Here is a 19,804-nt window from a genome sequence, read left to right on the forward strand (position 1 = left end):
CCGCCGCGCCATGGCCACACCCCACAGAACACGGGAACACATACACCTCCACCGTGCCACAGCGAGATCATTCTGCAAGGACTCTTAAGGGGCGCCTTTTAGAGAGGTTGCGAGGGTGCTCCGTGGCCGCGCAGGTGATGCCGCTTGCGCCAGGCCACGACGGTGCCCGCGACGGCCGGTACGGCGATGAAGGCCATCGCGATCAGGAAGGCGGGGGAGGTCGGCGACGAGGCGCGGGCGCCCGCGACGACGTACGCGGCGGTGTTGGGGATGGACCCGAGGGCGGTCGCGAACAGGAACGGCAGCCAGCCCATGCGGGAGACGGCGGCGCAGTAGTTCGCGGCCCAGAAGGGCACTCCGGGGAACAGTCTCGCCGCCATCATCGAGCGGAAGCCGTGTCGGCTGAGCTGGCCGTCCGCAGCCTGGAGCCAGCGGGCGCGCAGCAGCGGGCGCAGCGCGTCCTGGCCCAGGACGCGGCCCAGGCCGAAGGCGGCCCCGGCGCCCAGGACCGTGCCCGCGAGCGCGGTGGCGAGGCCCACCTGGGAACCGAACAGCGCGCCCGCCGCGAGATTCAGCAGCGGGCGTGGCACGAACGCCACGGTGCACACTCCGTACGCCGCTCCGAAGACGACCGCCGCCGCGGCACCGCCGACCTGGGGTGGCCAGCCGTCGGCCAGCAGCCGCTGCGGTTCGAAGAGCAGGACGCACGACGCCGCGGCGCCGAGCAGGGCCACGAGGAGCGACAGCCGTGACCACGGCGAGAGCAGTGCTCTCGTGCAGCGCGCGGTGAGGCCGCCGGGTGGGGCGACGAGGACTGCGGCCGTGGAGAGCGGGGGAAGCTCCGTGGCGATGGCCGGGGGAGTGGCCGTGGCGGTGCCCCCAGAACGGGTGGTGGCATCGAGCATTGGCCGAGGCTATCCGAGGAGTATGTGTGATCGCCGTATGGTTCGGCTCAACGGGGGAACAGTGAGCGGAACTCTCGGTGAGTCGGGTGACACGTGCGCCCACACCCTGCGGAAACGGCACACCGGTGACATGCGCCACTGCGGCGGCGGTCCCTGCCCTCGTCGGAGCCCTCGTCGCCGGAGCCGGCGGAAAACCATTCGACGTGGCGTGACGCGTCGGCGATGATCGGCCTCATGTTCCGGTACGCCTTCCCTCTCGCAGCATCCGCGGTCGCGGATGCCCCGAAGGCTGCCGTCCCGATCATCGTGGCCACCGTAGACGGCGCCCGAAGCTGACCCTTCCCGGATCGTCCGGCGGACCCCGCAGGGGGAGGGTCGGCGAACTTCCTCGGGGTCCCCGTCCCGGCCGCGTTCTCCGCGCCGGGGCCTTCACTCAGTACCGCTGGAAAAGGCTTCGAGGTACCCCATGCCCAAGACGGCATACGTCCGCACGAAACCGCATCTCAACATCGGCACGATGGGCCACGTCGACCACGGCAAGACCACCCTGACCGCCGCCATCACCAAGGTGCTCGCCGAGCGCGGCTCCGGCACGTTCGTCCCGTTCGACCGGATCGACCGCGCCCCGGAGGAGGCCGCGCGGGGCATCACCATCAACATCGCGCACGTCGAGTACGAGACCGACACCCGCCACTACGCGCACGTGGACATGCCCGGCCACGCCGACTACGTCAAGAACATGGTCACCGGGGCCGCGCAGCTCGACGGGGCGATCCTCGTCGTCTCCGCGCTCGACGGGATCATGCCGCAGACCGCCGAACACGTCCTGCTGGCCCGGCAGGTGGGCGTCGACCACATCGTCGTCGCCCTCAACAAGGCCGACGCGGGCGACGAGGAGCTGACGGACCTCGTCGAGCTGGAGGTCCGCGACCTGCTCACCGCGCAGGGCTACGGCGGCGACGCGGTACCCGTCGTACGGGTGTCGGGGCTGAAGGCGCTCGAAGGCGACCCGCGCTGGACGGCGTCGATCGACGCGCTGCTCGACGCGGTGGACACGTATGTGCCCATGCCCGAGCGGTATCTGGACGCGCCGTTCCTGTTGCCGGTCGAGAACGTGCTCACCATCACCGGCCGGGGGACGGTGGTCACGGGCGCGGTCGAGCGGGGCACGGTTCGCGTGGGCGACCGGGTCGAAGTGCTCGGCGCGGGGCTGGAGAGCGTGGTCACGGGGCTGGAGACGTTCGGCAAGCCCATGGAGGAGGCGCAGGCCGGGGACAGCGTGGCGTTGCTGCTGCGCGGGGTGCCTCGGGACTCCGTCCGGCGCGGGCATGTGGTCGCGGCGCCGGGCAGTGTTGTCCCGAGCCGTCGCTTCTCCGCGCAGGTGTACGTGCTGTCGACACGGGAAGGTGGGCGTTCGACGCCCGTCTCCACCGGGTACCGGCCCCAGTTCTACATCCGTACGGCGGATGTGGTCGGGGACGTGGACCTGGGGGAGGTCGCCGTGGCGCGGCCGGGGGAGCGGGTTTCCATGACCGTCGAACTCGGGCGCGAGGTGCCTCTGGAGGCGGGGCTCGGGTTTGCCATTCGTGAGGGTGGGCGGACTGTGGGGGCGGGGACCGTGACTGCCGTCGAGTGAGGGTGGTTTGGGTGCGTGGGGGGCTGCCGGCCGAGTGTGGCTGGTCGCGCAGTTCCCCGCGCCCCTTCCCGGCGCTCCTCCCAGGCACAATGAGAAAGTGAACGACGAGCCCATACCCGTCACCCGAGCCGTCGACCACGGCGTTGCCAAGCTCATGCCTGACATCGACCGGAAGCGTGCCTGGTTGCTTACCGTCGACGGGGCTCCTCAGTCCTATGTCGATCTGGATGAGCCGACGTATCTGGAGTTCGAGTACGCGCGGCGGCTCGGGCATGTGCTGGACACCGTCGCGGAGGCGGGGCGGGCGCTGGACGTGGTGCATCTCGGTGGGGGTGCGCTCACGCTGCCCCGGTATGTCGCCGTCACCCGGCCCGGATCCCGGCAGGATGTCGTCGAGGCCGATCGGGGGCTGCTCGATCTGGTCGTGGAGCATCTGCCGCTGCCTGTCGGCGCGGGCATCGCCCTGCACGCGGCCGATGCCCGTGCCTGGCTCGAAGGCGCTCCCGACGACTCCGCCGACGTGCTCGTCGCCGATGTGTTCGGCGGGTCGCGTGTTCCGGCGCATCTGACGTCTCTCGCGTACGCCGAAGAGGCCGAGCGGGTGCTGCGCGGTGACGGGGTCTACCTCGCCAACCTGGCCGATGGTGCGCCCTTCGCCTTTCTGCGGTCCCAACTCGCCACGTTTTCCGTGGTGTTCGAGGAACTGGCGCTGATCGCCGAGCCGGGTGTCCTGCGGGGGCGGCGGTTCGGGAACGCGGTACTCGTCGCCGCGCACCGGCCCTTGGAGGCGGCTGCTCTTGCCCGTCGGGTTGCCTCCGACGCCTTTCCGGCCCGTCTTGAACACGGGCCCGCGCTACGGGACTTCATCGGAGGCGCCGCACCCGTACGGGACGAGGAGGCGGTGCCGTCACCGGAGCCGCCGGAGGGGGCCTTCGGTATCGGCTGAATGTCGGTGGGCGTGGGCGGTGGGCGGATCAGCCACCGGTGCTCTCCAACTCGCCCTTCACCGGGGCCTCCTGAGCCGGGTCCCGGGTGACCTTCGTTGTGCGCCGGGTGAGGTTCCGCACGTCCGGTACGCACAGGGCCGCCGCCGTCACCAGCACGACCAAGGCCGCGCAGCCCCACAGGGACGGGGCGCGGCCGAAAGTGTGTTCCGCCGGGCCCGCCAGGGCCATGGCGAGGGGGAGCATCGCGACCGAGCCGAACCAGTCGTACGCGGCGACACGGGAGAGCTTGTCCTCGGGGATCTCCTGATGCAGCGCGGTCATCCAGCTCACGCCGAACACCTCGATCGTCAGGCCCGTCACGAACATCACCGCGCAGAGCACGGCCACCGGTACCGGTACGGCGAGCGCGGCTGCGGGCAGGGCCAGGGGGAACACGCAGAGGGTGCCGGCGAGGAGCAGACGGCGTGGTTTCCAGCGCATCATCAGCGCGGCACCGGCGACCGTGCCGCCCCCGAACACGGCCAGCGCCAGCCCCCAGGGCCCCGCCCCGCCGAGGCTGTCGCGGGCCACGAGCGGGCCGTAGACCGACTGGGCGGCACCGATCACCGCGTTCGCGACGGCGAACTGGACGACGATCACCCACAGCCACGACCGTCCGGCGAACTCCCGCCAGCCCTCCCGCAGATCGGAGAGCATCCCGCCGCCCGGTTCGCGTGCCGGGATGTGACTCACGTCGAGGAAGGAGCGCATCGCCCCGGCGACCGCGAACGCCGCCGCGTCCACCGCGAGGACCCAGCCGGGCCCGAGTGCGGCGACCATCGCACCGCCGAGGGCCGCGCCGCCCATCGCCGCGCTCTGCATCGCGATCCGGAACACCGCGAAGGCACGGGCGGCCTGTTCGCCCTCGACCGAGGAGAGCAGCATGCCCTCGGCCGCCGGGCTGAAGAACGCGTGCGCGGTGCCGCCGAGCGCGGTCAGGAGCATCATCTGCCACAGTTGGGGCTCGCCGGCCAGGACGAGCACCGCGAACGCCGCCTGCGAGAGGCAGTTGAGGGCGTTGGCGGCGACCATCACATGGTGCCGGGGGAGCCGGTCGGCGACCGCGCCGCCGATCAGCAGGAACAGCACCAGCGGCAGGGTCCGTGCCGCCGCCACCAGCCCCACGTCACCGGCGTCGCCGCCCGCCTCCAGCACGGCGAACGCGGCGGCGACCAGCGCCCCGTTGCTGCCGAGGTTCGTCACGCCCGCCGCGGCGGTCAGCAGGACGTAGTTGCGGCCTGCCCAGGAGGGGCGCCGCGGGCGGATGGCGGGGGAGTCGGCGGAGGTCACCGGGCGACTATCGCGGCCCGCCGCCGACTTGCCAATCCGTTTTCCGACCCCTCGTGACCGGGACGGCCGGTTTCAGCCGGTCGTCGCCGCCCCAGCACCCGCCCCTCACGCCCCGGTGGGGTCCCCGTGCAGCCGTACCGTGCTCAGGATCTGCATGATCGTCTTTTCGGGGACCTCGCCGGTGACTCCCGTGGCGCCGTACAGGCTCCACGCCACGTAGTCGCCGGCCGAGTTCTTGAAGCCGAAGGTGACGGCCTTGCCGTCGCTCGCGCACTTGCCCGTCTTGGGCGTGTTCTTCGAGTGGGCCCGGGCGAGGCTCCCCGTGATGCCGGACTTCGTCGTGTACGGCGTCGCCTTCTCGTCGAAGACCAGGCTCTTCTTGTCCGGCTGTGTGTAGCCGCCGTAGACCCACCAGGGGACCTGGTTCAGCGCGACCTCGTCGGCGTTCTTCGCGCCGCTCGCGCCCTTGGTGCCCACGGCCGAGAGCGCGGTGTCCGACGTACGGCCGTCCTTGTCGTCGTCCGACACGCACCACTTCGGCTTGTAGTACGCGGGCGCCGACATGGTGATGAGCGGCTTGGCGCCGGCCTTGGCGTCGGTGTCCTCGAAGCCGATCAGCGTGCCCGGCGACTTCACCTCCCACTCCGCCGGTACGTCGAAGGCCGTGCCCCACTTCGGATTCACGACCACCTTCCAGCCGGCGACGGTCGGCTGCTCGGCCTGCGAGTCCCGCGGGTTGTCGTCCGGGGCCGTCGCGGAAGCGGACGCGGAGGCCGAGTCGCCGGGGTCCGTGGAGGCCGACACGGACGTCGAGGCGGGCGCCGACTGTCCGGACTGCTTGCCGTTGCCGCCCGAGTTCGCCGTCTCCTCCTTGTCACCGCCCAGGACGAGGAACCCGGTCACCCCGGCCGTGATCACGACGGCGGCGGCTGCGACGATCGCGGTGATCTTCGTCCGGTTCCCGCCGCCGTCTCCGCCCGACGGCGGCTGCGGAGTGCCCATCGGCGCCGGAGCGCCCCATCCGGGCTGGGGATAGGGATTGGGACCGGGATTGGGCTGCGGATACCCGGTCTGTTGGTATCCGGGCTGCTGGTACGGGTTCGGCTGCTGATAGCCCGGCTGCTGGTAGGGATTGTGCGGCGGGACCTGCGCGTGCTGCGGGCTGTGCGGGTCCTGCGGGTTCTGCTCGCCCCCGGGCGGCTGCTGTTCTGGCCACATGGCCGGTAACGATACGGGGATCGACCCGCCGCATCTGGTCAGAATTGGCTACCCATGGGTAACATGCGGTCATGAGCGCAGACCAGATGTCGATCGGCGAACTTCTCACCGCCACGGTGCCGATGGTTCGTACGCTGAACCTCGAATACCTGGAGACCACTCCGGAGAAGGCCGTCCTGGCTCTGCCCGACCAGGGCGAGTACCGCAACCATGTCGGCGGACCGCACGCCGGAGCCATGTTCACGCTCGGCGAGTCGGCCAGTGGCGCGATCGTGCTCGCCGCCTTCGGCGATCAGCTCTCCCGGGCCGTGCCGCTGCCCGTCACCGCCGAGATCGCGTTCAAGAAGATCGCGCTCGGCCCGGTCAAGGCCACCGCGACCCTCGGCCGCTCCGCCGCCGAGGTCGTCGCCGAACTCGACGAGGGCAAGCGCCCCGAGTTCCCGGTGACCGTCGCCATCCAGCGCGAGGACGGCGCCGTCACGGGCGAGATGACCGTCATCTGGACCCTCCGCCCGAACAGCTGACGGCCCCTCAGAAGCCGTTCGTGGGGCGGTCCTTGATACGATCGGCCGCTCATGGACGTCAGCCCGGAACCCGAGATGATCGCTGTCCCGCCGGGACGCGTGGCGCTGTCCGACCGGCGCACGCAGCGCAGTTGGCCGGTCGACCTTTCCCCTTACCGCCTCGCGGCCTGTCCGGTCACCCGGATCCAGTACGAGCGGATCGCCGGCCACCCGCCGAGCACCGCGCCGGGCGACGGGCTGCCTGTCGAGAGCGTCTCCTGGCTGGACGCGGTCCGGTTCTGCAACGCGCTTTCCCGGAGTGAGGGACTGGCCCCCGCGTATCGGCTGAGCGCCGCCGACGTCGCATGGGACACCTCGGCCGACGGGTATCGGCTGCCCACCGAGGCCGAGTGGGAACACGCCTGCCGGGCCGGTACGGACGGCGCCCGCTACGGCCCGCTCGACGACATCGCCTGGCATCGCGGCAACTCGGACGGGCGGCTCCGCGCGGTGGGGGGCCGACAGGCCAACGCGTGGGGTCTGTACGACATGCTGGGCAATGTGTGGGAGTGGTGCTGGGACCTCTACGACGCAGAGGTCTACGGCACCTACCGGGTGCTGCGCGGCGGCGGGTGGTTCGACGAGCACTGGAGCTGCCGGGCCTCGGTACGCCGCCGAAGCCACCCGACCTTCCGTGTCGACGACGTGGGCTTCCGCGTCGCACGGTCCGGCTGAGCCGGTCCCCGACCTCTCAGGCCGCGATCACACCCGCACGGTCGGCGTCCGTGGACGGCCCGCTCGCGCTGCCGAGGCCCGCCACGAACTCCTTGAGCCAGGACACGAATTCGGGACCCAGGTCCGGGCGGTCGCAGGCCAGGCGGACGACGGTGCGCAGGTAGTCCGCCTTGTCGCCGGTGTCGTATCGGAGGCCGTCGAAGACGACGCCGTGGACCGTGCCGCCCGTGGCCAACTCCTGTAGGGCGTCGGTCAGTTGGATCTCGCCGCCACGGCCCGGCGGGGTGCGCTCCAGGACTCCGAAGACGGCCGGGTCCAGGACATAGCGGCCGATGACGGCGTACCGGCTCGGCGCGTTCTCGTGCGACGGCTTCTCCACCAGGCCCGTGACGCGCACGACCCCGTCCTCGCCGGTCGGCTCCACGGCCGCGCAGCCGTAGAGGTGGATCTGCGCCGGGTCGACCTCCATCAGCGCGACCACGCTGCCGCCGTACCGGGCCTGAACGTCCAGCATCGAGGCGAGCAGGGTCTCGCGCGGGTCGATCAGGTCGTCGCCGAGGAGGACCGCGAAGGGCTGGTCGCCCACGTGGTTGCGGGCGCAGAGCACCGCGTGGCCGAGGCCCAGTGGATCGCCCTGCCGGATGTGGTGGATGTTCGCCAGGCGGGCCGGATCGCGTACCGCGTCCAGCCGTACGGTGTCGCCCTTCGCGGCCAGCGCCTGTTCGAGTTCCGCCGCGTTGTCGAAGTGGTCCTCGATGGCCCGCTTGTGGCGTCCGGTGACCATCAGGATGTCGTCCAGCCCGGCCGCGGCGGCCTCCTCGACGACGTACTGGATGGCGGGCTTGTCGACGACCGGCAGCATCTCCTTCGGCGTCGCCTTCGTCGCGGGGAGGAAGCGGGTGCCGAGACCGGCGGCCGGGACGACCGCCTTGCGGACGGTCCTGGGTGAGGTGTGGGGGACGATCATGCGGCTCATGCTGGCCCACCGGGATGAGAAACCCCCGAAGGAATGGTGGGCGCGGCCTGTGGGCCTGCCGTGAGTCGTTCACAGGTCGGCCTCGGTGACCTACATCGGTGACCTACACCCCTCGCCGGGCCGGAAGTTGAAGATTGTGTGTGCCATCGGGGTGCTCATGCACACAACTTGACTCCTGTCCGGGGTGCGATTTCGAAAGCCGGTGCGGATACCGGTGGTAACACATCTGAATTCGCTTCGTTTTGAACTTCGGTCACTCGAACTGCTTGTTTCCTGTGAGACGGGTGTGCGAGTGTGAGCCTCCTCGCGCGGGGGCAGAGGTCAGACCCCCTTTTCCCTCCGCTCGGGATTCCGTGCCGGTCGACCCGAAGTCCCACAGGTGACGAGTCGTAGGTACGCACCAATCAGGCACCTGCTTTCCGGTGGATGTGCAATTCGCTCGCGCCGTCCTGCGGCTTGGAAGGAATTGGTTCTGTGCAATCCCCTCACCCACCGCGCCCGCCCTACCCGCCTCGTCCTGGCGCGAGCCCGGGGGAATCCGACATGAACCTCGCCGCGCGACTGCGCGGACGGGCGGAGGGCGAGAGCGCGTACGCCGTCGCACTGCTGCTGGCACGGCACTGGCAGGCGGCATACGACTACGCGGCCATCTGCCTCGCGGCCGAGGGGGACCTCGCGACCATGGCGGCCACGTCGGCCTTTCACCGGGTGTTCGGGCGGCTGGAGCGCGGGGAGTCGAATCGGGCGCTGCGGCCCCAACTCCTCGTGGCAGTACGGGAAACGGTCCGGGAGTGGTCCGCCGAGGACGGAATTTCGGTGCTGCTTCCGGAACTCCGCAAACCCACCGGTGCGCGTGGTCTACGCGCGGCGAGGGCCCGGACATCCGAAAAGCGGCAACTGGCCGAGCGGTCATTCGGCATCCTGCCGAGAGCGGCCCAGTGCCTCCTCTGGCACACCGAGGTCGAGGCCGAGCCCATATCCGTACCGGCCGGTCTGCTGGGGGTCGACTCCGGAAGCGCTTCGACAGCGTTGGAGCAGGCACGTGAGCAATTCCGGATCGCTCTTGTACACGCTCATCGCGAACTCGCGCCGACCAAGGAATGCCGCTTCTACAACCGTCTCCTCGACGTCCCGATCCGACGCGGCGGCGCTCTGCTGCCCGATGTCGAACAGCATCTGCTGACGTGCCGTCACTGCCGGCACGCGGCCGAGCAACTCAGCCATTTCGACGGCGAACTCGGCACGCTGCTCGCCGAGGCGGTGCTCGGCTGGGGAGCCCGCCGCTATCTCGACTCCCGCCCGGGCCGCGGCGGCCCGGGCACCTTCCCCCGCAAGCAGACCGGCCGGGGCGGGCGTCCCGGCAGCGGTGGCCGCCATCGCCTCATGGCCCATCTCCCGCTGCCCGACGAGCGGTTCGGTCCCCCGAGGCGGCGCACGCGCGCCGTGGCCGTCGGGGTCGGTGTCCTGTCCTTCGCACTGCTCGCGACCGTGCTCACCGCCCGTGGCTGGTCGGACGAGAGCACCGTCCCGATGGCCACCTGGGGCGCGGCGAGCGGCTACTCGTCCGACCCGGGCTCCACGTCCCCGGGCTCCACCGCCCCGGGGCGGGACTCCCGGCCGCCGAGCGGTGACACGCCCTCGGCCACCGCCGCCGCCTACCCCGGCATGGCCGAACGCGGCAGGCTGCGCCACCTCGCGACGGGCCTGTGCCTGGACGTCCAGGGCGGCCGGGTCGTGGCCGGCGCCGGTACCCGGCTGGCCGTGTGCTCCTCCGCCGCGACCCAGCGGTGGTCGTACGAGTACGACGGCCTCCTGCGCAGCCTCGCCGACCCCAGCCTGTGCCTCGACTCGCACGCCCCCGACGGAGACGTCGTCCTCGCGGGTTGCGTCGGGTCCGACGCGGCGGAGGCCGACGAGGTCCGCTACGACCTCACCGTCCAGGGCGAACTGCTGCCCCGCTGGCGCGAGGAACTGGTCGTCGCGCCCGTCTCGCTCCGCGCCGGCGCGGACGTCGTGGTCAGAACGAGATCCGGGGCCGCGGGGGAGACCTGGACGCTCGCCTCCGAGCCGTCCACGCCCGACGACTCCACCGCCGGGACGGGTGACCGGCCGGGGAGCGGCGCGGCAAAGGACGACAAGGGGACGAAGGACGGGGAGTCCGAGCAGCGGGAGAAGGATCAGCAGGGGCCCAAGTCCGATGCCGGTGACGGGAGTTCGGTACCGGCCGGGTCGCCCGTGCCCACACCCGCACCCTCACCCGAGTCCACTTCTGACGAGCAGTTCGAGACTCGCTACGTCGTGGACGACTGCTGCGACGAGCCCGCGCCTGCGCCCGCCCCTGCCACGGCCGCGCCGCCGCAGCCGCTGGACGCGGTGGGCGCCGTGGAGCCGGTCATCGTCTCGGTCGTGCAGACGGTCGGGTCGGTCACAGGGGCTGTCGGGTCACTCCTGCGCCCAGGTGATTGACACGAGTCACTGTCGGTCCTGGTTTCCCCGGCGCGATCACCTTCCCCCACAGAAGGAGCGACGGCCGATGACCGACATCGATCACCGGGGTGAACAGGGCGTACGGGGTGCACGGGGTGAACAGGGTGGAGGCGGTCGCGCGCTGCGTCGGCTGGCGGTCGGGCTCCTGGCCGTCGTCGCCCTGTTCGTGGCCCCCGTTCCGGCGGCGCAGGCCGCGAGGGACGGGGCCCTCGTCCGTACCGACGCGGGCTGGGTACGGGGTGAAGTCACCGCCGAGGGACGGCAGTTCCTCGGCATCCCCTACGCCGAGCCGCCCGTCGGTGCCCTCCGCCGGCGGGCCCCGCGGAGGGTCGAGCCGTGGCAAGGGGTGCGTGCCGCAGGGGAGTTCGGCAACAGGTGCGTACAGACGTCGAGTTGGGACCCCGGCTACGAGCAGCCGAGTCACACCGAGGACTGTCTGGACCTCAATGTGTACGTCCCACCAGGCGCCGTACGCACTCCTGTGCTGGTCTGGCTGCACGGCGGCGGGCTCACCGCGGGCGCCGGCGAGGATGTCGTGCCGGACACCTTCGCCCGGCGTACCGGGGCGGTCGTCGTGACCGTCAACTACCGCCTCGGAGCGATGGGGTTCCTCGCCACGGGCGCCCTCGACGGCGAGGCGCGCGACGGGGTCTCCGGCAACTTCGGCATGCTCGACCAGCAGGCGGCCCTGCGCTGGGTACGGGCCAACATCGGCCGTTTCGGGGGCGATCCGGGCCGGGTGACCATCGCCGGCGAGTCGGCCGGCGGCCGTTCGGTGTGCACACAGCTGGCCTCGCCGACCTCAACGGGCCTGTACCGGGCGGGAATTGTGCAGAGCGGCGCGTACAACGACTGCGCGGCGCGTCCGCACACGTCGGCGACGGCACAGGGCGCGGCCTTCGCGGAGAAGCTGGGCTGCACCGGTGCCGACGCTGTCGGCTGCCTGCGGTCCAGGTCCGCCGCCGAGATCCTGGCCGCGCAGGGCGGCTTCGACTGGGCCCCGGTGACCGGCGGGGCCTTCCTGCCCGCGCCCTAGCTCGCTGTCGAACGCTTGCCCAGTGGTCCACCCTTCAGGGTGGAGGGGGTAGGGCATTTTCGCCATCGCGGCCTGGAGGGGTGCGGTGCCAGGGCTAGGATCGCCTTGTCGGACAACGGAGTTGTCCGGCCTACCGCCGGGCGGGCGTTCACGCAGACGAGGGCGTCAACCGCTGTCGGCGTGCCCCTCACCGAGCATCGCCCACGGCACCGCCCAAGGCGACGGACTGTTCGCCTGCCCCGCGCCGCGGCTCGATACGGTGCTGGCGAAGCGCGGTCCGGTCTGCACGTACGAGTTCGCCGACCGGACCTCGCCGCCCTTCGCCTCGCTACGGAACCCTGGGTACGGACTTCGACAGTCGCCGTTCGACGCCGATCGGCGGGTGCTGTCGCCGCAGATGGTCGAGTACCGGGGGCGGGAACGTCCTGAGTGCCGCTACTGGGCGGGAACACCAGTGCGACCTGTGGGACTCGGAGGCGGCCTCGGTGTCACCGTGACCCGGTAGGCTTCCCGCAGACTTACCCGGCGTACGGCGAGATCGGAAGGAAACCGGCGTTGCACGTGCAGGAATGGCTGGAGACGATCCCGGCGGTCAGTATCTACGCGCTGGTGGGACTGGTCATCGGGCTGGAGAGCCTGGGCATTCCGCTGCCGGGCGAGATCATCCTGGTCTCCGCCGCGCTGCTCGCCTCCCAGCACGGGGAGATCGACCCGTTCGTCCTCGGTGCGTGCGCGAGCGCCGGCGCGATCATCGGTGACTCGATCGGCTATGCCATCGGGCGCAAGGGTGGCCGGCCGTTGCTGGCCTGGCTCGGCGGGAAGTTCCCCAGGCACTTCGGCGAGGGGCACATCGCGACTGCGGAGCGGTCGTTCGAGAAGTGGGGCATGTGGGCCGTCTTCTTCGGCCGCTTCGTTGCCTTGCTGCGGATCTTTGCGGGGCCCCTCGCGGGGGTGCTGCGGATGCCGTACTGGAAGTTTCTGATCGCCAATGTGCTGGGTGGGATCGTTTGGGCGGGTGGGACGACTGCCGTCATCTACTACCTGGGGATCGTCGCCGAGTCGTGGCTGAAGCGGTTCTCTTGGCTGGGGCTGGTGTTGGCGGTGTTGTTCGGGCTTACGTCGATGCTGGTGCTGAAGCGCAAGGCCAAGAAGGCGCAGGAGGTTGTGCGGGACGTTGAGACCGTGGGGGCTTCTGAGTGACTTCGGGCGCGGGGCCGTTGTGGCTTGTCGCGCAGTTCCCCGCGCCCCTGGGGTGGCCGGTCTAGCCGTGGATTTCTTTGTGGGCCTTGGCCAGCTGTGCGTAATGCGTGCCGTTCAAGGTGACTCCCTGTTGCTCCTCGTCCGTCAGGTTTCTGCGGACCTTTGCCGGTACGCCTGCTACGAGTGAACCTGGCGGGATCTGCATGCCCTGTGGGACCAGGGCCTGGGCTGCTACCAGGGAGCCTGTGCCGATTACCGCGCCGTTGAGGACTGTTGCGCCCATGCCGATGAGGCAGTCGTCCTCGACCGTTGCGCCGTGGACGACCGCGTTGTGGCCTACGGAGACGCGTTCGCCGATCGTGACCGGGAAGCCCGGGTCGGCGTGCAGGGTGCAGTTGTCCTGGATGTTGCTGTCGGCGCCGACCGAGATTCGCTCGACGTCGCCGCGCAGGACCGCGCCGTACCAGACGCTCGCGCCCGCCTCCAGAGTCACGTCTCCGATCACCGTGGACGTGGGTGCCACGAAGGCTTCTTCGTCCACTTTCGGTTCCCTGTCACCGATGCCGGTGATCAACGCCCTGTGCGCCATCTCGCCTCCTGGTCCTGGATTACCCCAGACCGTACGCCACCTCCGTGGGGTGAAGATCACAGGTCCTGCGCATGCTGGGGCCTGCCCGCCGTGAGTACGGTGAGCGGGTGTCCAAGCCCAAGAACACGTTCTCGTCATGGCGGCGTCGGCTGGCCCAGCGCGCGGTGCACGCGGGCTGGGCCTGGGTGCAGCGCACGGGTTCCGTGACCGCCGAGAACCCCGGGCGGCTGGCCTTCCGGGCGATGGGAACAGGTACCAGGCTCGCCTTCCCGCTGGGCACGGTCTTCGGCGAACCCTGGATCGAGCTGGGCTCGCACTGCATCGTCGGCGAGCAGGTGACCCTGACGGCCGGGCTGATGCCCGACCTCGACATGGGCCCGGACGCGATCCTGCGCATCGGCGACGGAGTCGTCCTCGGCCGGGGCAGCCATGTCATCGCCGACACGACGGTCACCATCGGCAGCGACTGCTACTTCGGGCCGTACGTCTATGTGACGTCCACCAATCATTCGTACGACGATCCGCACGAGCCCATCGGCAAGCAGTGGCCGCGTATGGAGCCGGTGGAGATCGGTCCGGGCTGCTGGATCGGCACCGGTGCGGTGATTCTGCCGGGGGCGCGGATCGGGCGGAATGTGGTGGTCGCGGCGGGTGCGGTGGTGCGCGGGACGGTGCCGGACCACGCCGTGGTGGCGGGGGCTCCGGCCAAGGTCGTGCGCCGGTGGACGCCGGACGGTGGATGGCGGCCACCGTTGCGGACTCCGGCGCCGATTCCGATCCCTGACGGGATCACTCCGGAGCAGTTGCGGGCGTTGGCGGAGTTGGATGCGGGGGCTGCGGCGCGGCTTGCGGAGCTGGATGCCGGGGAGTACTGACGCTGTGGGTTCGGTGTGAAGTTGCGGGTGCGTCGTGGCTGGTCGCGCAGTTCCCCGCGCCCCTGGAGAGGCGCCCCTTCGGGGCTGCCTCTCCAGGGGCGCCCGTTCAGCCCGTTGCCAGTAGGAGTGTGCCTACCAGGGCCAGGCCCGCGCCCGCCGCTTGCACCGCGCGTAGGCGTTCGCTGAGGAAACCGCGTGCCGCCAGGGCCGTGACCACCGGGTAGAGGGACGCGAGTACGGCGGCCACGGTGACCGGGCCGTGCTGGGCCGCGATCGAGTAGGTGCCGTTGGCGGCGACGTCGGCGAGGCCGACGAAGGCGAGCGCCGGAAGGGACTGCCAGGGGAAGCCGCCCGCCGGGAGGGCCGCGCCGCCCCGGCGGACCGAGACGTACAGCGCGGCGCCGCCGACGGCGACGTTCGTCACGCGCTGGACGAAGAGCGCGAGGAACAGGCCGGTGAGGGTGGTCGACGCCTCCGCGATCAGGGCGAACACCGTGCCGAAGCCGAACGCCGCGAGCAGGGTGAGGAGGATCGCCTGCCGCTGCACGGGCGCGCCCCTGAGCTGCGGTCCGCCCGCGAGGACGACCCCGACGACGGCGACCGCGATCCCCGCGAACTGGATCAGCCCGGGACGCTCGCCGAGGAAGAGCCCGACGCTGATGGGGACGGCGACGCCGAGGGAGCCGAGCGGGGAGACGACCCCCATCGGGCCCAGGGCGAGCGCCTTGTAGAAGGAGAGCAGGGCCACCGGTCCGGCGAGGCCCGCGGCGAACGCGAACCACAGCCGTGGACCGGCCTCGCTCCAGCCGCCCGTCAGGACCACGATCGCGCCGAGGACGACCGCCGCGATCGACTGCGAGACCACGACCACCGTCAACGCGGACATGCGTCGGGTCAGCAGTCCGCCGCCGAAGTCGGCCAGCCCCCAGAGGAGGCTGGTGGCCAGGGCGAAGAATGCGGTCATCGGGACGCCTCGCAGTACAGTGGAGTGAACGATTCGGTTCACCACACCGTAGTGCAGTGAAGTGAACTCTGTCATTCAGAATTTTGTACCAGTAGTCTCGTGTTCAGTCTTGTGCTCGGAATCTTGTCCTCAGGGTGGAACGTTGTCGGATCTCGACCTGCTGACCCAGTCGCTGGCGCGCAGCGTGAAGCGCTGGCGCGCCGAGCGCGGCTTCACCCTGGAGACGCTCGCCGCCCGGGCCGGGGTCAGCCGCGGGATGCTCATCCAGATCGAGCAGGCCCGCACCAACCCCAGCCTCGGCACGGTCGTGAAGATCGGCGACGCCCTCGGCGTCAGCATCACCACCCTGCTCGACTACGAACAGGGGCCGAAGGTCCGCATCGTCCCTGCCGACCAGGCCGTACGGCTGTGGCACACCGACGCCGGCAGCTACAACCGGCTGCTCGCGGGCGCCGAGGCGCCGGGCCCGCTGGAGCTGTGGGACTGGCGGCTCATGCCCGGCGAGAGCAGTCCGTCCGACCCGCACCCCGCGGGCACGGTCGAGCTGCTCCATGTCACGGCGGGCGAACTGACGCTCACGGTTGACGGCGTCGAGCACCGGGTCCCGGCGGGCGCGACCGCCACCTTCGAGGCCAACGTGCCTCATACGTACGGCAACGACGGCGACGTACCGATGGAGATGATGATGTCGGTGTCGGTCCCGCCGGTGAGCTGAGGCGCCCGGCCGGGTGGCCTTCCGCGGCTGTTAGCGTGCCGTCATGCGTGCACCCATCGGAGACTTCGCCACGGCCATCCCCGCTCCCGACTGCCTCGACGAACTCGTCGGTCCGGTCGCCGGCGCCGTACACCGGTGGACCGGTAGCGTGCCCGCCGACCAGATCCTGTACGTCGACACCGACCCGAAGTGGGCCGACACCGCCGTCTTCCTGGAGCACTACGGGCCGGAGCTGCTCGAACAGTCGGCGAACTGTGTGGTCGTGGCCGGGAAGCGCGGCGGCGAGACCACCCTCGCCGCGTGTCTCGTCCTCTCCGCCACCCGGGTCGATGTGAACGGGGTGGTGCGTCGCCAACTCGGCGCCCGCAAGGCCTCGTTCGCGCCGATGGACACGGCCGTCGGGGAGAGCGGGATGGAGTACGGGGGCATCACGCCCATCGGACTCCCGGAATCCTGGCCCCTGTTGGTCGACTCGGCCGTCGTCGACCTTCCCTGGGTGCTCGTCGGGAGTGGTCGTCGGCGCGGCAAGCTGCTGGTGCCGGGGAAGGCGTTCGCCGGGCTGCCGGGTGCGGTGGTGCTGGAGGGGCTGGGCGTCAACTGACCTCAGGGGGCCGTCTGGTGAGCCGGTGTCAGTGGTCGGTCAGTGGTCGGCGTCCCTGCCGATGTACACGTCGGCGAACGCGGCTGCCGCCGCAGGGGAGTTGAGGATGCGGCGGAGGCGGGCCAGGGTCGTGCCTGAGCGGAACGGGTCGCCCGACGACGCCCCGTGGTAGATGTCCGACAGCCACAGGGAGAACTCCTGGTACTGCCAGACGCGGCGTAGACACGCGTCCGAGTAGCCGTTCAGGCCGTCGGGGTCGCCCTTCGTGAGGTAGTCGACGAGTCCGTCGCCGAGCAGGAAGGCGTCGTGCAGGGCGAGGTTCATGCCCTTGGCGGCGATGGGCGCGGTGAGATGGGCCGCGTCGCCGGCCAGGAACAGCCGCCCGAACTGCATGGGTTCCACCACGTAGTTGTGCATGTCGAGCACGCGCTTCTCGATCAGGCGGCCCTCGTTGAGCGGGGGCGCCCCCAACGCGCTCAGCCGTTCGCGGAGTTCGGCCCAGACGCGGTCGTCCGGCCAGTTCTCCGGGTCGTCGCCGGGCGGGCACTCCAGGTAGTAGCGGGTGACCTCGGAGCCACGGGCCATGTGCCCGGCGAAGCCGTTCGGGTGGATGCCGAACATCACGCAGTCGTTGGACGGCGGCGCCTCGGCGAGGAGGGCCAGCCAGCCGATGCCGTAGTCGTGGCGCGCGACGCGGGCGTGCGCCGCTGGAATCGCCGTACGGGTCACACCACGCGCCCCGTCGCAACCGGCGATGAACTCGCCCTGTACGTACTCCCGTTGGCCCGTCTCGGCCGAGACGTACGACACCGAGGGCAGGTCGGTGTCGAGGTCGTGCACGAGGACGTCCTTGGCGCTGAACCGGATGTCCCCGCCGCGTACGTCCGCGTACTCGCGCACCAGGTCCGTCACCAACAGCGGCTGGGGATAGGCGAAGTGGCGATGGCCCGACAGTTCGGCGTACTCGAAGCGATGGCGTCGGCCGCCGAACCGGAACTCGCACTTCGTGTGCGTACCGGCCCGCTCCAGCAACGTGTCGGCCAGGCCCCGCTGTTGGAGCGCGCGGACCGCCCACTCCTCGATGAACCCGGCCCGGGGGTGCTGCTCGATGAACGCCCGGCTCTCCGTCTCCAGCACCACACAGTCGATACCGGCGGCCCGCAGGATGTTCCCGACGGTGAGCCCGGCGGGTCCGGCGCCCACGATCACGACCGGAAAGCGTTGCGCGGACGGGGAGTTGGGCGTGGGGCCGGGGGGAGGTGAGGCGAAGGTCACTCCGTCATTATGTCGACCGCTTGCCTTGGTTGGGTAACCCGCACTTTTCGTTATCGGTGGTCCTGGGGCGCGTCTCCTCTCCGTACGCGCCTCACCCCCCTCCAAATCAAGGACCGCAGCTTTGAACACACAGATCAGCCGTCGCGGCATGCTGAAGTTCACCGGCGTGACGGCGGGCGCCGTCGCCCTCGGTACGACCGTCGCCGCCCCGCAGGCCACGGCGGCCGGCGCGAGCCTCGTACACCCGGGTCTGCTGCACACACGTACGGATCTGGACCGGATGGCGAAGAAGGTGAAGGCCGGGGCGGCGCCGTACACGGCGGGCTTCGCGCGGCTGACCGCCAACCGGCATGCGCAGAGCGGCTGGACGGCCAATCCGCAGGCCACGGTCTACCGGGGCTCGGGCTCGCCGCAGAACTACGCGATCCTCTACAACGACATCCACGCCGCCTACCAGAACGCCCTGCGCTGGCATGTCACCGGTGAGAGCGCGTACGGGGACACCGCCGTCGCGATCCTGAACGCCTGGTCGGCGAAGCTGACCTCGCTGCAGGGTTCCGCCGACCGGTTCCTCGCGGCGGGCCTGTACGGCTACCAGTTCGCCAACGCGGCCGAACTCGTCCGCGAGCACGCCGACTTCGACCTCGCGCGCTTCCAGAAGATGATGCTCGACGTCTTCTATCCGCTCAGCGAGGACTTCCTGGCGGACCACAACGACGCCGTCGTCACCAACTACTGGGCCAACTGGGACCTCACGGCCATCGCCTGCGTCCTGGCCGTCGGCATCCTCTGCGACGACCGCGCGAAGATCGACCGGGCCGTCGAGTACTTCAAGCACGGCGCCGGGATGGGCTCGGTCAAGAACGCCATGCCCGTCGTGTACGAGGATGAGGGCCTCGCCGAGTGGGTCGAGGCGGGCCGCGACCAGGGCCACGCGCTGCTCGGCGTCGGCCTGATGGGCACGATCTGCGAGATGGCCTGGAACCAGGGCATCGACCTGTACGGCTACGACGACAGCCGGTTCCTCAAGGGCGCCCAGTACGTGGCCAAGTGGAGCATGGGCGCCGAGGTGCCGTACACGGCGAACACCCGCAGGAAGGGTGCGGTCAACGGCTGGTCGGGCAGCGAGACCGCGACCGCTGCCGCCGCCGTGGACCCGGCGATGACCCGCCCGATCTGGGCCATGATCGCCAACCACTACACCAAGCGGCGGGGCCTGTCCGCGACCTATCTGACCCGTATCGCCGCCCAGGCGTCCCCCGAGGGCGGCGGCGGTGACTACGGCCCGAACAGTGGCGGATTCGACCAACTGGGCTTCGGGACACTGGCGTTCAGTCGGGATCGGGCGAGTGCGAGTGCGAGTGCGGGGGCGAGCGCAAGTCCGAGTCCTGCTGCCAGTGGCAGTGCCAGTGCGGTTGCGAGTGGTGGTGCGAGTGTGAGTTCGAGTGCCAGTCCGGTTGGGGGTGTGACTCCTCAGGGTGGCAAGGGTGATGATCTCGCCGCGACCGGGACGACGGATGTCGTCGCCTGGACCGCCGCGACCGGTGTCACCGCGCTCGCGGGCGGACTTCTGCTGCTGCGCAGGCGCAATCGATCCGGCGGCACTGCACAGTAAGGGCGCCGAAAAGTCGAACTTTGGTCAACTCGTAGAGGAATTTGGAGTGATTGAGAGGGATTTCTGCTCTGTCCCTCGGTATCCGCATGATCGCTGTCCGTTATTTGGAACTTCCTTGTCCATTTAGAGGACATGTGATGGCCCGGTCTTTACCGCGGCTCCGTGAAAGTGACAACCATTCCTGCCCCCAACAGGAGT

Annotated in this window: 18 protein-coding genes; 11 read left to right on the forward strand and 7 right to left on the reverse strand. The window is 70.5% G+C overall.

Annotated elements, in window-relative coordinates; translation table 11 throughout:
* Nucleotides 1-98 precede the first annotated feature (98 nt).
* Nucleotides 99-905, reverse strand: coding sequence for a TVP38/TMEM64 family protein (locus ACWDR4_RS28880; protein ID WP_450413020.1), 807 nt, complete (start codon nucleotides 903-905; stop codon nucleotides 99-101).
* Between the two features lie 466 nt (nucleotides 906-1,371).
* Between ACWDR4_RS28880 and tuf the strand changes: the two genes are divergently transcribed.
* Nucleotides 1,372-2,541, forward strand: a complete 1,170-nt coding sequence (gene tuf, locus ACWDR4_RS28885; RefSeq protein WP_450413021.1) for an elongation factor Tu — start codon at nucleotides 1,372-1,374, stop codon at nucleotides 2,539-2,541.
* Between the two features lie 154 nt (nucleotides 2,542-2,695).
* Nucleotides 2,696-3,487, forward strand: coding sequence for a spermidine synthase (locus ACWDR4_RS28890; RefSeq protein WP_450413105.1), 792 nt, complete (start codon nucleotides 2,696-2,698; stop codon nucleotides 3,485-3,487).
* 28 nt (nucleotides 3,488-3,515) lie between these two features.
* On the opposite strand, the gene ACWDR4_RS28895 is transcribed toward ACWDR4_RS28890, so the two are convergent.
* Both ACWDR4_RS28895 and ACWDR4_RS28900 read right to left on the reverse strand, forming a co-directional pair.
* Nucleotides 3,516-4,817 carry an MFS transporter gene (locus tag ACWDR4_RS28895; protein WP_450413022.1) on the reverse strand — a complete coding sequence of 434 codons (1,302 nt, stop codon included), beginning with the start codon at nucleotides 4,815-4,817 and terminating at the stop codon, nucleotides 3,516-3,518.
* A 105-nt stretch (nucleotides 4,818-4,922) separates the two neighbouring features.
* Entirely contained in the window at nucleotides 4,923-6,035 is a 1,113-nt protein-coding gene (locus ACWDR4_RS28900; protein WP_450413023.1) for a hypothetical protein, read from the reverse strand.
* An 86-nt stretch (nucleotides 6,036-6,121) separates the two neighbouring features.
* Between ACWDR4_RS28900 and ACWDR4_RS28905 the strand changes: the two genes are divergently transcribed.
* Together ACWDR4_RS28905 and ACWDR4_RS28910 are read left to right on the forward strand one after the other, a co-directional pair.
* Nucleotides 6,122-6,559 carry a DUF4442 domain-containing protein gene (locus tag ACWDR4_RS28905; protein ID WP_450413106.1) on the forward strand — a complete coding sequence of 146 codons (438 nt, stop codon included), beginning with the start codon at nucleotides 6,122-6,124 and terminating at the stop codon, nucleotides 6,557-6,559.
* A 51-nt stretch (nucleotides 6,560-6,610) separates the two neighbouring features.
* Nucleotides 6,611-7,273, forward strand: coding sequence for a formylglycine-generating enzyme family protein (locus tag ACWDR4_RS28910; RefSeq protein WP_450413024.1), 663 nt, complete (start codon nucleotides 6,611-6,613; stop codon nucleotides 7,271-7,273).
* A gap of 16 nt (nucleotides 7,274-7,289) precedes the next feature.
* Here the strand turns inward: ACWDR4_RS28910 and galU are convergent, their stop codons facing one another.
* Nucleotides 7,290-8,240, reverse strand: coding sequence for a UTP--glucose-1-phosphate uridylyltransferase GalU (gene galU, locus ACWDR4_RS28915; RefSeq protein ID WP_450413107.1), 951 nt, complete (start codon nucleotides 8,238-8,240; stop codon nucleotides 7,290-7,292).
* A 552-nt stretch (nucleotides 8,241-8,792) separates the two neighbouring features.
* Here galU and ACWDR4_RS28920 point away from each other — a divergent pair.
* The 3 genes from ACWDR4_RS28920 to ACWDR4_RS28930 all read left to right on the forward strand — a co-directional run bounded on the left by ACWDR4_RS28920 (nucleotide 8,793) and on the right by ACWDR4_RS28930 (nucleotide 12,972).
* The gene (locus ACWDR4_RS28920; RefSeq protein ID WP_450413025.1) at nucleotides 8,793-10,715 is read left to right on the forward strand and encodes an RICIN domain-containing protein; all 1,923 of its coding nucleotides are present in this window, start codon (nucleotides 8,793-8,795) and stop codon (nucleotides 10,713-10,715) included.
* A 67-nt stretch (nucleotides 10,716-10,782) separates the two neighbouring features.
* The gene (locus ACWDR4_RS28925) at nucleotides 10,783-11,772 is read left to right on the forward strand and encodes a carboxylesterase family protein (RefSeq protein ID WP_450413026.1); all 990 of its coding nucleotides are present in this window, start codon (nucleotides 10,783-10,785) and stop codon (nucleotides 11,770-11,772) included.
* Nucleotides 11,773-12,327: 555 nt separating this feature from the next.
* Nucleotides 12,328-12,972: a DedA family protein gene (locus ACWDR4_RS28930; protein ID WP_450413027.1), complete on the forward strand. Its 645-nt coding sequence runs from the start codon at nucleotides 12,328-12,330 to the stop codon at nucleotides 12,970-12,972.
* Between the two features lie 61 nt (nucleotides 12,973-13,033).
* Here the strand turns inward: ACWDR4_RS28930 and ACWDR4_RS28935 are convergent, their stop codons facing one another.
* Nucleotides 13,034-13,561 (reverse strand): gamma carbonic anhydrase family protein, encoded by a 528-nt coding sequence (locus ACWDR4_RS28935; RefSeq protein WP_450413028.1) that lies wholly within the window; start codon nucleotides 13,559-13,561, stop codon nucleotides 13,034-13,036.
* A gap of 107 nt (nucleotides 13,562-13,668) precedes the next feature.
* Here ACWDR4_RS28935 and ACWDR4_RS28940 point away from each other — a divergent pair, with 107 nt between their 5' ends.
* Nucleotides 13,669-14,436, forward strand: a complete 768-nt coding sequence (locus tag ACWDR4_RS28940; protein ID WP_450413029.1) for an acyltransferase — start codon at nucleotides 13,669-13,671, stop codon at nucleotides 14,434-14,436.
* 106 nt (nucleotides 14,437-14,542) lie between these two features.
* Here ACWDR4_RS28940 and ACWDR4_RS28945 read toward each other — a convergent pair whose 3' ends face one another.
* Nucleotides 14,543-15,400, reverse strand: coding sequence for an EamA family transporter (locus ACWDR4_RS28945; protein WP_450413030.1), 858 nt, complete (start codon nucleotides 15,398-15,400; stop codon nucleotides 14,543-14,545).
* A gap of 142 nt (nucleotides 15,401-15,542) precedes the next feature.
* On the opposite strand from ACWDR4_RS28945, the gene ACWDR4_RS28950 reads away from it, so the two are divergent.
* Nucleotides 15,543-16,115: an XRE family transcriptional regulator gene (locus ACWDR4_RS28950; RefSeq protein WP_450413031.1), complete on the forward strand. Its 573-nt coding sequence runs from the start codon at nucleotides 15,543-15,545 to the stop codon at nucleotides 16,113-16,115.
* 43 nt (nucleotides 16,116-16,158) lie between these two features.
* Nucleotides 16,159-16,716: a YbaK/EbsC family protein gene (locus ACWDR4_RS28955; protein ID WP_450413032.1), complete on the forward strand. Its 558-nt coding sequence runs from the start codon at nucleotides 16,159-16,161 to the stop codon at nucleotides 16,714-16,716.
* A 39-nt stretch (nucleotides 16,717-16,755) separates the two neighbouring features.
* Here ACWDR4_RS28955 and ACWDR4_RS28960 read toward each other — a convergent pair whose 3' ends face one another.
* Complete coding sequence (locus tag ACWDR4_RS28960) at nucleotides 16,756-17,991, reverse strand: 4-hydroxybenzoate 3-monooxygenase (RefSeq protein WP_450413033.1); 1,236 nt, start codon at nucleotides 17,989-17,991, stop codon at nucleotides 16,756-16,758.
* Between the two features lie 148 nt (nucleotides 17,992-18,139).
* Here ACWDR4_RS28960 and ACWDR4_RS28965 point away from each other — a divergent pair, with 148 nt between their 5' ends.
* A complete protein-coding gene (locus ACWDR4_RS28965; protein ID WP_450413108.1) occupies nucleotides 18,140-19,606 on the forward strand; it encodes an alginate lyase family protein in 1,467 nt (488 codons plus the stop codon).
* Nucleotides 19,607-19,804 lie beyond the last annotated feature (198 nt).

This window comes from Streptomyces sp. NPDC000878, assembly GCF_053599695.1.

Coding starts and splice junctions, on each gene's coding strand:
- ACWDR4_RS28880 (WP_450413020.1), bottom strand. CDS start 905: ATGCTCGATGCCACCACCCGTTCTGGGGGCACCGCCACGGCCACTCCC.
- tuf (WP_450413021.1), top strand. CDS start 1,372: ATGCCCAAGACGGCATACGTCCGCACGAAACCGCATCTCAACATCGGC.
- ACWDR4_RS28890 (WP_450413105.1), top strand. CDS start 2,696: ATGCCTGACATCGACCGGAAGCGTGCCTGGTTGCTTACCGTCGACGGG.
- ACWDR4_RS28900 (WP_450413023.1), bottom strand. CDS start 6,035: ATGTGGCCAGAACAGCAGCCGCCCGGGGGCGAGCAGAACCCGCAGGAC.
- ACWDR4_RS28905 (WP_450413106.1), top strand. CDS start 6,122: ATGTCGATCGGCGAACTTCTCACCGCCACGGTGCCGATGGTTCGTACG.
- ACWDR4_RS28910 (WP_450413024.1), top strand. CDS start 6,611: ATGGACGTCAGCCCGGAACCCGAGATGATCGCTGTCCCGCCGGGACGC.
- galU (WP_450413107.1), bottom strand. CDS start 8,240: ATGATCGTCCCCCACACCTCACCCAGGACCGTCCGCAAGGCGGTCGTC.
- ACWDR4_RS28920 (WP_450413025.1), top strand. CDS start 8,793: ATGAACCTCGCCGCGCGACTGCGCGGACGGGCGGAGGGCGAGAGCGCG.
- ACWDR4_RS28925 (WP_450413026.1), top strand. CDS start 10,783: ATGACCGACATCGATCACCGGGGTGAACAGGGCGTACGGGGTGCACGG.
- ACWDR4_RS28935 (WP_450413028.1), bottom strand. CDS start 13,561: ATGGCGCACAGGGCGTTGATCACCGGCATCGGTGACAGGGAACCGAAA.
- ACWDR4_RS28945 (WP_450413030.1), bottom strand. CDS start 15,400: ATGACCGCATTCTTCGCCCTGGCCACCAGCCTCCTCTGGGGGCTGGCC.
- ACWDR4_RS28955 (WP_450413032.1), top strand. CDS start 16,159: ATGCGTGCACCCATCGGAGACTTCGCCACGGCCATCCCCGCTCCCGAC.
- ACWDR4_RS28965 (WP_450413108.1), top strand. CDS start 18,140: ATGCTGAAGTTCACCGGCGTGACGGCGGGCGCCGTCGCCCTCGGTACG.